The organism is Neptuniibacter sp. UBA6509, from assembly GCA_002435145.1.
Taxonomy (GTDB): domain Bacteria; phylum Pseudomonadota; class Gammaproteobacteria; order Pseudomonadales; family Balneatricaceae; genus Neptuniibacter.
In genome coordinates this window covers 20,250-31,320 of the sequence record DJLT01000124.1, presented here as the reverse complement: position 1 = coordinate 31,320, position 11,071 = coordinate 20,250, and the positions used below count along the sequence as shown (strand labels likewise).

At 40.9% G+C, this 11,071-nt stretch carries 10 protein-coding genes; all 10 read right to left on the bottom strand.

What is annotated here, in order from left to right; translation table 11 throughout:
• A partial coding sequence (locus B4K11_RS17205; RefSeq protein WP_292952264.1) for a hypothetical protein occupies positions 1–204 on the bottom strand: 204 nt, incomplete at its 3' end.
• 50 nt (positions 205–254) lie between these two features.
• Positions 255–2,666 carry a TonB-dependent receptor gene (locus B4K11_RS17200; RefSeq protein WP_292959469.1) on the bottom strand — a complete coding sequence of 804 codons (2,412 nt, stop codon included), beginning with the start codon at positions 2,664–2,666 and terminating at the stop codon, positions 255–257.
• A 91-nt stretch (positions 2,667–2,757) separates the two neighbouring features.
• Positions 2,758–3,570 (bottom strand): ABC transporter permease, encoded by an 813-nt coding sequence (locus B4K11_RS17195; protein ID WP_292951334.1) that lies wholly within the window; start codon positions 3,568–3,570, stop codon positions 2,758–2,760.
• Positions 3,567–4,781 (bottom strand): amino acid ABC transporter substrate-binding protein, encoded by a 1,215-nt coding sequence (locus B4K11_RS17190; RefSeq protein WP_292951336.1) that lies wholly within the window; start codon positions 4,779–4,781, stop codon positions 3,567–3,569. Before B4K11_RS17190 ends, B4K11_RS17195 begins: the two co-directional genes overlap by 4 nt.
• A gap of 15 nt (positions 4,782–4,796) precedes the next feature.
• Positions 4,797–5,792 (bottom strand): PQQ-dependent catabolism-associated beta-propeller protein, encoded by a 996-nt coding sequence (locus tag B4K11_RS17185; protein WP_292951339.1) that lies wholly within the window; start codon positions 5,790–5,792, stop codon positions 4,797–4,799.
• A complete protein-coding gene (locus B4K11_RS17180; protein WP_292951342.1) occupies positions 5,785–6,549 on the bottom strand; it encodes an ABC transporter ATP-binding protein in 765 nt (254 codons plus the stop codon). The genes B4K11_RS17185 and B4K11_RS17180 overlap by 8 nt, the downstream gene beginning before the upstream one ends.
• Positions 6,546–7,325: an ABC transporter ATP-binding protein gene (locus B4K11_RS17175; RefSeq protein WP_292951345.1), complete on the bottom strand. Its 780-nt coding sequence runs from the start codon at positions 7,323–7,325 to the stop codon at positions 6,546–6,548. The genes B4K11_RS17180 and B4K11_RS17175 overlap by 4 nt, the downstream gene beginning before the upstream one ends.
• A complete protein-coding gene (locus B4K11_RS17170; RefSeq protein WP_292951348.1) occupies positions 7,318–8,187 on the bottom strand; it encodes an ABC transporter permease in 870 nt (289 codons plus the stop codon). Before B4K11_RS17170 ends, B4K11_RS17175 begins: the two co-directional genes overlap by 8 nt.
• Positions 8,187–9,191 carry an ABC transporter substrate-binding protein gene (locus B4K11_RS17165; RefSeq protein WP_292951351.1) on the bottom strand — a complete coding sequence of 335 codons (1,005 nt, stop codon included), beginning with the start codon at positions 9,189–9,191 and terminating at the stop codon, positions 8,187–8,189. Before B4K11_RS17165 ends, B4K11_RS17170 begins: the two co-directional genes overlap by 1 nt.
• 818 nt (positions 9,192–10,009) lie before the next feature.
• The gene (locus tag B4K11_RS17160) at positions 10,010–10,897 is read right to left on the bottom strand and encodes a hypothetical protein (RefSeq protein WP_292951354.1); all 888 of its coding nucleotides are present in this window, start codon (positions 10,895–10,897) and stop codon (positions 10,010–10,012) included.
• Between the last annotated feature and the right edge of the window lie 174 nt (positions 10,898–11,071).

Here is an 11,071-nt window from a genome sequence, read left to right as displayed (position 1 = left end):
TGGTTCTGGCTTTGGTTCCGGACGTGATGTAGTCACCGTAACGTTCATGGTTCTAGACATTTCACCACTGGCAACTGCAAGGCTTTCTACAGGCAATAGATCAGTCCTACTGATATAAAATAACCCCATCAGTAAAACGAAATGCGCCAGCAGTGAGAGTATCACTGCTGGCATCATGAGCGTGCTTCGTACGGAGCATGGCATATTAGCCTGTTACTCCGTGTTCAGCGTCAGCCATTTCAACATTCAAGGTATTAGAATTTAGCACGAATACCAATAACACCTGAACGCGGTTTACCTGGACCGACAAAGCGATGATCATCAATTCCTTGATCTTCCAAGACTTCATCAGCTTCACCATAAACACCGAAAGTTTCGTACTCTTTATCAAAGACGTTGTCGATACGGCCAAACAGTTCAAATGTGTTGTTTAACTTGTACGTACTTCTCAGGTTAAGCAGTGCGAAGCCGTCCACTTTTTCATTCTCGTTAGCTTCATCGCCACGGTAGAACTGACTACTTTGGTAAGTCACTTCCGCACCTATATCAAGCTTAGGTGTTGCCGCCCAATCAGCTACCAACTTGATATTATGTTCAGGCAAGCCTGGAATGCTATCTCCCTTCTCTACTGAACGTGTATCACCTAACGGGTTGTTATTACTTACAGAGTTGTAAGGCGTCTGGAATGTCGCATCCATCCACGTATAAGAGATACCAACGGCTATGTTTTCGTAACGTTTGTTAGCTGCAAGTTCAAGACCCATACGGCGTGTTTCACCAACATTGGCAAAATAACCTTCAGAGGCTGTACTCCCCGCATTTTGGAAGATGATGTCATCATGGTTTGTCGTATGGAATGCGCCCGCAGACCAACTGTAACCCACGCTATTACCACGTACACCCACTTCAAATGACTTAGCAACAACCTGCTCTAATGGTGGATCTGACACAAAGCCGTTTGGCAATTTACAAGGATCGTTTGGATCCGCACAGCTTAATTCAGCTGGCGTTGGCGCACGTGAAGATTCACTATAGCTGCCGTAATAACTTAGGTGTTCACTTGATTGATAAGCAAGACCAACCGCTGGGTTTAAACGCTTAAAGACATGCTCACCCGTTAAGTCTAGGTTTTCTTCGCCAATACCCACCATATCAATTTTGGTGTAGTTATAGCGTGCTGATAGAGTGAGATCTAATTGATCGTTTAACGCTAATGTATCCGTTGCAAAGAAGCCAACATAGGTTACATCAGTCTCCAGACGAACACTTGATTCATTATCATAAAGACCAACGCCTGTTACACCGCGATCTTCTCCATCCTCATTGCGGAGTTCAGCAAATTCTGTATCCGACTGAAAATCTATTTGAGAATAATCAACACTTCCGCCAACTGTTAGTTGGTTTTCTTTGCCATTCCAATCATCTAAGAACGTAACCTGAGAACCCAGACCAAAACTTTCCATCTTAGTTTCAGAGGTATTCAACGTTCCATCGAAGATTTCATCATCACCTTGAACCTGAGCAGCCAACGCAGCGTCGACATCCGTTAGGGAATCATCATCGTCACCACCACGAAACTCAACCGCTTCATAATCTGACAATAGTGGCGCAGCTTCATCACCTTCAAATTCACATAAAGAAACTTGGTTGCCACCTAAGGCATCACCTGTTTCAAAACCTGACTGAACAGCGTTATTCGCATCAACCAAACAAGCGGAATAATCACTATCATCACCGTTCAGCGTTTTAACTTTATTTCGACGATAGAAAACATTACCAGCCAATTGAGTATTATCATCAAGCCAGGTATCGCCACTTAGCGTTAGCAGTGATAGGTTTGTCTCTGTCTGATCTGGTTGAGTGAAAATACTTTCACGGCCTTCTGCTTCCATAAGCCCGATAGGAGCAGCACCATTACCAATCATCGTGTTGTTGTTAGCCGCAACCGTTAAGTCCAAGGCACTCTCTTCACCACGCCAGCTTAAATTAGCTAAAGCTTGCTGCACTTCAGTTGGAGAGTGATCACGCCAGCCATCTTCTTCGTAGTAGTTACCAATAACATAGTAACCGTATTCACCGTCATTACCGCCGGTTTGAAGTTCTACATTAAAACGACCATCGTTACCGATAGAGGTTTCAATCTGACTTCCTTCATTATCAAAACCATTTTTGGTTTTAATTGATAATGCACCGCCTAGAGTATTCTGGCCGAATACAGGGTTTGAGCCTGCAAAAAGATTGATTGAATCGATAGAACCTTCAGGAAGAAGATCCCAGTTTACGGTATCACCAAATGGCTCGTTAAAACGTACACCATTTACGTAAACAGATAGCCCCTGAGGCAGACCTAATAAAGGCGATGCAGTAAAACCACGGTACTGTACATCAGGTTGGAACGGGTTATTGACTGCTTCATTGATGGTTACACTACTAAAATTATAACGTAGGTGTTCAGCAACGTTCAGCGCCTGACTCTTTTCAAGGTCTTCACTGTTTGCTGACTGTACGGCTGCTGCTATACGGTTCTTTTCAATACCTACACCATGAATCGGCGTATTACCGATCACTGTTACACCTTCTAGTGTCGTTACATCAGCAGCGAAGACAGCACTACTAAAACTTAACGCGCCAGCTAACAAAGGTAGCCAACCATTTACAGCATTCATTAAAATCGATCCTTACCATCTAAAGCTTTAAAAATTTATATACACAATCAACATAAATAAGTATTTACGTTAACTTACCGCAAACAAGACCTTAACCGCCCTTGCGCCCTTTTTGTGACATGCTTCCCCGCTGAGGATCATAGCCCCGAACAGCCAGGATAAAAAAGACAACGAAGAAACCAGCCACGACAAACAATGATTCCGAATTCAGTTGGCCATAAAGAGCAAACCGAACCAGCTCCACTGCATGTGTAAAAGGGTTGAACTGCGCAATTTGATACACTAATTCAGCCCCCGCTTCTTCCAGCTTCCATAAGGGATACAGTGCGGGTGACATAAAAAACATAGGGAAAATAACAAAATTCATCATTCCAGCAAAGTTTTCTAATTGCTTGACTGATACTGAGAGTAATAACCCCAATGCGCCTAACATTAATGCAGATATGATAAACGCAGGTAATGCACTTAATAACCCATAAACAGGAAGATCTACATCAAACAACCAACATATTACTAGGAAAGCATAAACTTGGAGCAGCGATAACAATGTACCTGCCATCAGTTTACAAAAAAGGATATACCAACGCGGTAACGGTGCCGTCAGCAATAAACGCATGACGCCAACTTCCCTATCGTAAACCATCGTTAACGAAGACTGCATACCATTAAACAAGATCACCATGCAAAGTAACCCTGGCGTGATATACACCTCATATTCAATATATGACTCATAAGGAGGAATGACCGCGACACCAAATACATTCTGGAATCCAGCAGCAAACACTAATAACCATAAAGCGGGCCTAACCAATGCAGAAAACAAACGCCCTTTTTGGCGGAGAAACTTACCAATTTCCCGTGAAGAAAGAGCTGAGAATGCATTAAACGCATGAACTGTATTCATTTTTTCTTACCTATCTCTTTCGATATTTTGCATTGCCCTTCCCCTTGATCATTACCCAATACATCAAGGTTATTTACAGGATGTAGAAATCCCTCTAATGGAGCTCGGTTAATTACACGGTTAAGAGAAGTAAGAAATATAGGTTGCCTTAGCTGCTGATCCCAAGGCTTGAAAGTTAAAGGGTAGCCTTTAGCACCATCAACTTTAAACTCAGAACTCAATAACATAGGCTGGAAATTTTTAGGATCGAATACATCCTGTCGAAGTACGCCTTCTGCAATAACTTTGACAGCCATCCATGCAGACCAATCATAGCCTGTCATCTGACGTTTCCCTTTCTTCAAAAAGCGCTTATTCACTTGCGGGGCACCGTTACGATCCCACGCCCAATGCCACCAATCAGCGACTAAGCCCGCGGCACCGACAACAGGCCGTGGTTTTACAATTGAATAAGGGATATCAACAGCAAATTCACCTTTGCTATCCGCGACAAATACAACATCATAATCGTCTTTAGCGGTCAGGAGAGAGATGTTATTTCGGTAACGATCACGGGGATCATTTCCAAGCTTAAACACTTTTTCACTAACAATATCTAAACCAAACTTTTTAGCGGATCTCTGTAATGAAGATAAATAACGTTTATCCTCTTCATTATCACTGTATAAAACTAATGCCTCTTTCCATTTTTTAGAAACAAGATACTGAGCCATTGCATCCGTTAACATCTTCCGGCTTGGCGCTATATGTAATAAGTTACTGTGGCAGTATTCACTGCGTAAATTATTATCTAAGGCGCTAAGGTTAAAGAATAACGAAGATGGATGTTGTGCTGCAGAAGCAACGTACTGAACACCTTCACCAGGAAGATCCAATAAAAAGAAATACGTACCTTGTGCTTCTAGCTCATTAATTAGGGATGGCAGTTCATTCAATGCTGCAACTTCATGCCTAGTCAGGTCAAACTTTAGCCCTTTTTTTTGTGCTGCAAAACGCGACTCTTTTATCGCTAATTTAACGGCCTCTTCTAAACGTCCCCAAGGCTGAGCTTGATAACGAGCATCAATAATATTCGCTTTATAGCGAGGGTCATCTTCATACTCAATCAAAGCAATTTGAACGCTCTGAATTTCAGTCGCCGTCGCGAATGAAATTCCTCCTACAGATAAATATAATATGCAGGATCCCAGTAAGAATCGAATGAATCTCATAAGTTCACCTACACCTTAATCATCTACAACAACATCATGTGGTACACGACCAGCAGGAACAGATTTAATAACTTTTAAGCGAGCAGTATCTATTACAGCTAAGTCATCACTTTTGCCATTAGTTACATAAAGCCTTGTTTCATCACTGTTTAAACTAACACCCCAGGCACGTTTACCGACAAGAATATAATCAATGATTTTATGAGTTTTAGTATCAACAACTGCAACATGATTTGCTCCACCTAATGTCACATAGGCACGTGATCCATCTTTAGTCATGGCCATCCCGACAGGAGAGATACTCTCAGCTCGCATGCCTTTAGGTGCAAACTTTAGCTCAGCTGTCTGTGTAAAAGTTGCGGTATCTAGAATGGTAATCGTGCCTCCAACTTCATTACTCACCCACAGTTCAGTTAAATCACGAGTAAGCTCCATACGTCTGGGCCGATTACCAACCACGATATTTTCAATAATCTCTTTAGACTCAATATCGATGACGTGAACCATATTGGCCACTTCAGATGTCACATAGACTAGACGGTTATCAGGACTAACAAGTACGCCTTCAGGTTCTTCACCTACCTCAATCTCCGCTATTTTTTTATTCTCCTCTAAAGAATAAACAGTAACGAGGCCATCATCTTCATTTGATGCGTAAAGAAATTTCTCATCCGGAGAGATATCAAAACGATCAGGATCTTCCCCTATATCAATGCTTTGCTTCACCTTAAGTGTTGAAACATCGATAACATCGATTGCATCATCATCACCACAAGCCACATAAAGTAAGGAGCCATCCAAACTCAATTTCATTGCACGTGGGCGTTCACTGGTATTAATTTCTGTGACTTTATTCATGCCTTCTGCATTGAAGACAGTCACAACATCATCTTTTTCACTACTGACAAACACATAGCCTGAACTCGCTTCAGCCTGTGGAATTACACATAATGACAACGCTAAAGCAGTCGCTTTTAATCCAGATTCGCACTCTTTAAAAAACTTACTCATATACAACTCCAATATTTTTGTTTTTATCTATTAGCTGTGAAAATGCATCAGCTAAAGTCAGACTTGGTTTTTCACTTTCCATCTGTAACTGCTCAGGTGAAGATTCCGCTAAAATAGTTCCTTTATCTAAAACAATGACACTATCTGCGGCCTGTACTTCCTCAATAATGTGTGTGCTCCAAAGCACTGCAATTTCGCGCTCTTTACACAAAGTCAGTACATGGTTAACTAATGATTTGCGTGATTCCGGATCCAAACCAACTGTGGCTTCATCCATTAACAGAACTTTCGGCTCGTGAAGCAGTGCCCGAATCAACTCAACTTTTCGTCGATTCCCTCCACTCAAATTTCGAACTACCGTGTTACGTATTTCCTGCATAGAAAAGCGTTCAAGTTCACTATCAATTCTTAAATCAGCTTGCTTTCTGCTTAACCCGTGAAGTAGACAATGGAATTTAAGATTCCCACCAACGGTTAAATCTAGGTCTAATGTAGACTGCTGAAAAACAACACCTAAAGATGAAAGTGCCTTGATTGGATCGCGACTAATATCATGGCCGCAAACACGCAGCTGGCCTTCATCACTGTTGAACAACCCTGTTAGTAATTGAAACAGAGTGCTTTTACCCGCACCATTTTGCCCAAGTAAGCCTACAAATTGAGCCGGTTTTATATCTAAACTAACCTTGTTTAAGGCTTTTAAGCGGCCGTAACTTTTACTGACATCAACCAGTTCTAAAGCAAAGGGAGTATTCATCGGTGATCTCCAAATAGTGACTCTAATCCAGCTTGTTTAATTTTCCCTTCTAACAACTTGGGATACTGACTGAGTAATTGTTTTTTCCAATTTTGGAAATGAATATCCTCTGGCAATCTAGGTCTTGGTAGATCTATTTCACGATCGAGAATAATTTCCCCAGGAGCGGATGACAGAAAAAGAATTCGGTCTGATAATTGAATAGCTTCATTTAAATCATGAGTAACAAAGACAACAGTCGTCTTATGCTCTATCCACAAATCAAATAAAGTAGAGCGAAGTCGCTTTGCATTAGGCTCATCGAGTGACACAAAAGGTTCGTCTAGCAACAGAATATCCGGCCTGATCAAGAATGCACGAGCGATGCTGACTCTACGCTGCATCCCTCCAGATAATTCCTTGGGATACAAGGCGGACTTACCTTCAAGCCCCACTTTATTAAGTATGCTTTCAATCTCAGAATCAGTGACTTCAGGTACCACTAAGCGTAGATTTTCAGCGACTGTTAACCATGGCATCAAACGAGGCTGCTGAAAGATATAACTCAATTTACAGGTCGGTTTATCTTCCAACTTTTGATCGTTATAACGAATAGAACCAGAATCAATAGACTCCAACCCTGCGATCATATTAAGTAAAGTGCTCTTACCTGTACCTGAAGGCCCAACGATTGATACAAATTCACCCTTAGCCACATTAATTTCTAGATGGCCTAGCACTGAGTTCTGAGCATTCAAAAATGATTTACCCTTAATATCAACATCCAATTTAATCATTGAATCCTCCAACACTTCTGTAATTCCCACGGGCGATATAACGATCCAATGGACGCATAATGAAGCCTTCAATGACCAAAATAATGGCAGCAAATGCGAAGGTGTAAGCCAAAATTCCTGCAATATCGAAAAAGTGGAAGAAGGTACCTAATTGAAAACCGACGCCATCACTACGCCCTAACATCTCAACGACTAATACAATTTTCCATATAAGTGATAAGCCCGAACGAGCTGACGCCATGATAAAAGGATAAAGCTGAGGAAGATAAACTTTAAAGAAACAACGGCTTGGGGATAGTTTGAAAACCTGTGCGACTTGTAGCAAGTCACGATCAATGACTCTGGCACCTTCACGCACCATTACAACAACCGTCGGTATTTTATTAACTGCAACCGCAGCGATCGCAGCAGCTTCAACGAGGCCAAACCAAACGTAGCATAGAATAATCGTAACCAAAGCAGGTACGTTCAGGGCGATCACTAGAATAGAGTCTCCAGCCTCATTAATGCGAGGAAAAGCCCCCATAACAATTCCAATCGCTACGCCCAGCAACATCGCTATTGAAAAACTTATCGCTACACGTACAAGGGTAACCATTAGATGATGCAGCATATCGCCGTGAATCAACTGCGACTGTAAACTTAAAAAAACCTCTGCAACACTTGGTAAATTGTCATTATTCAGAAACAAAGAAACACTTTGCCAAATAAGTAGAATGACCAGCAGAGGAATCATCCCTCTTACAAAACCTCTAGACTGTTTTTTAATACCCATAAAACGTTTATCTGAATTATGAGTCGGTTCAGTATTTTTATTATCTACACCACACTGAAAAGGACTCACCTCATTGTTAGGCATCATTATTTAACTCCCGATTCTAGTTGCGTTACGCCAACATTCGAATCAGGTAGCCAAAACAGTGTACGGTCAAGTTGGTTTGCCCCACCGGTCAATGCTGCTCCTCCTTCACCAGCCATAATGCTGTAAAGGTGATCCAATGCATCTAATTCAGTTTTGCCAAATCCTTTTAACACACCCACGCGATATTCATGTTTGAGAGCTTGAAATATCTCTTCATTTTCAGCACGAGTTAACGAACGAATACGCGTCCACTCTTTATCAGACTTAAGCAAAATCTCACGCGCCTCTTGCGATGCCTTCAAAAAATTCCCGAGTAATTCTTCATTCCTTTCACGCCAAGCTTCAGAAAACACCCAACCCACTAACGGAACTTGAGTCTCTACCCCCAAACCTTTAATAACTTCATTAATACTTATAACTTGCTTAAAGCCTTTGGCTTTTAACTTGGCACTGTAATGCCAGAAGTTAAGACTCAATGGGAGTTTACGGTCATACATCAATTTATTGAGTAAAGGGGGCGCTGCAAATACAGGTTGAATTAATTCCTTGAGGTCACGATCTAAATTCTGCTTCGTATAAGCTTGTAGCAACAGCCAACTTTTATCGACTGCCCCTCCAGCAATGCCAACTCGATGATTAGAAAGATCAGAGATAGAGCTAACACCAGCATCCGGCTGAGCGTACAGCCCGCCTGCCGCGGCAGATACAGGGGAGAAACCATACATACGGTCACTAAAGCGTTGGCGGTTGACCCATATCCAATCGCTGAACATGATATCTACAGCCTTACTCTGTAAAGCAACCGCACTCGCATTCTTTCCACCCACCGGGGTGACGGATAAAGTGAAGTTGTATTTTTTATCTAATTTATGATGCCGAATGACATCCATTTCCCAATTGACCGTACCGTGCTGCAAGGTAGCAACACGCACATTAGGATAGTCATTTGCATAAGCCTGTATGGAAAACAAACCTAGTAATAATACTTTTAAATAATTTGGCATTTTTTTATCTTTTTATTGTTGTTATGAACGAACACTTTCACGATCTAATAAGCAGTTTCTAAATTTTTTCTTACATAATCCGCACATTGATTAATGAGTGTGTGTACAGCAACAACTAGGCCAGCTATATAAATATTTAAAAAAAACAGTAACTTGAAGGAACCAGCAACATTGAAAGATTATTAATATCACAACCACGATAGACACTTGTCTCACCTGCTAGAAACAAGTGTCGCAGCAGCGGGATTAATCAAAAAAATTAAATTAATACTTGAGGGAATGGGGATGGAAAATATATAAAATTATGGACTATCTACCAAGGAACCTACGAATAAGCCTCAAGCATTTCAGGCTTACAGAGCGGTTCAAGTTCAAGGCAACGATTACAGGCATGCTGGTTGCCTGCCGAAAATCGTTAACGTCGAAATTGGATCATTCTGTAAGCCCCATAGGGTGGACATTAAATTGACTTTCTGCATTGTCAGGCAGCTTGAAAAGGACGCGTCATTTCACTGCGCTATCTTTCGCGCATTAAGTCAATTTACTCTCCACTGAGAAAGCTTAGGGCTTGTTCGTAGGTTCCCTAAGATATAGAGCAGTATTGCAATACAATTAAAGATGATACGTTTCATATTGATATGTAAGTATTTGGCTAATTTTTTAGTAACTCTTTATGAACTATCAGGTAATCTAGCTTTATCATCCAAAAGATGATGCTGATGCTTTATGTCTATAATTAACTAGGCAAGTTAATACACGTAGTATTGCTAGTATATAAGAGCGAGCCCCCTAAAAGACTCACCCTTAAATATCGGCATCTACAGTTCAGACATAATAACTCTAACCTTTTCAAAGTAAGCAGCTTCAGGTAATACACCACCATCATATAATGTTTTTAGTTTGCGTAAGCGCTCTTCGATACTACTGTCAGTTTTCTGAGCTTGTTCTAATTCAATGATTCGAGCCTCTAACGATACACTAGATAACTCTTGCTGTTGTTCTGATAAATATTTTGTATCTAAACTTTGCCCTTTCTTCTTTATCACTACATATTCATAGGTACGATTGAGATCAATCGATAACCAGTCTGATCTATTATCAACTTTTTTAGCTCCCTCAAACGTGACTAAATCCCAACCGTGGCTATTTGACCGCGCAATTTCACCATTACTTAAATCATTTTTTAACCGACCGTATGTTCCTGTAATTCCAGTACTACGCTGATACTTACCTAACAAATCAACATGCATGGCCCCTAACAATAGATTCAATCGTTTATCTTTAATAAAGACGGAACCGCTAATAGAGAGCCTTTTACGCCCTAAATAAGATGAACGTAGATCAGAAACAGAGAAAGCAACAACTTCACTCTGCTTAAGCTGTATCAAAGCTTCACTTAATTTATTTCCTAATAAATCAATTTCCCTGTCCGTAAATACTCGAACAGGTGCATCTTTCTGTGTATCCCAAAATGAATCGTCTGGACGATAAGGGCTATTTTTCACCTGAACATGGCTTAGTATTCTTGCAATCGTGCTAACGGGAATACGATGAGGGTGATCATTATTCACCGCGCCATCGAGTTCATTAATAACAATGTAGTCTGCTTTCTTTTTCCAAACTACTTCAGGTTGCGAATTCACATTCATTGAACTCAACAACAAGAATGGCAATAGTAAAAACAACTGCAAAGATCTAATAATCACGGCATTTTCCCTTTAAATCATATAAGTAAAGGTACTAAGCAAACTCTATGCCCCCCGTATATTCAAAGAATGATCGATTAAATGCATATAAAAGTGAGTTAACTGCTTATCTTGAAAAAAAATGCGACACTCTGTATCACACCCGTGAGTCACTTCGCATCACGCCACCCTGAA

Bases quoted from the DNA above. Each gene is read 5' to 3' on its own strand.
- B4K11_RS17200 (WP_292959469.1), bottom strand. From the start codon at position 2,666: ATGAATGCTGTAAATGGTTGGCTACCTTTGTTAGCTGGCGCGTTAAGT.
- B4K11_RS17195 (WP_292951334.1), bottom strand. From the start codon at position 3,570: ATGAATACAGTTCATGCGTTTAATGCATTCTCAGCTCTTTCTTCACGG.
- B4K11_RS17175 (WP_292951345.1), bottom strand. From the start codon at position 7,325: ATGATTAAATTGGATGTTGATATTAAGGGTAAATCATTTTTGAATGCT.
- B4K11_RS17170 (WP_292951348.1), bottom strand. From the start codon at position 8,187: ATGATGCCTAACAATGAGGTGAGTCCTTTTCAGTGTGGTGTAGATAAT.
- B4K11_RS17180 (WP_292951342.1), bottom strand. From the start codon at position 6,549: ATGAATACTCCCTTTGCTTTAGAACTGGTTGATGTCAGTAAAAGTTAC.
- B4K11_RS17190 (WP_292951336.1), bottom strand. From the start codon at position 4,781: ATGAGATTCATTCGATTCTTACTGGGATCCTGCATATTATATTTATCT.
- B4K11_RS17185 (WP_292951339.1), bottom strand. From the start codon at position 5,792: ATGAGTAAGTTTTTTAAAGAGTGCGAATCTGGATTAAAAGCGACTGCT.
- B4K11_RS17165 (WP_292951351.1), bottom strand. From the start codon at position 9,191: ATGCCAAATTATTTAAAAGTATTATTACTAGGTTTGTTTTCCATACAG.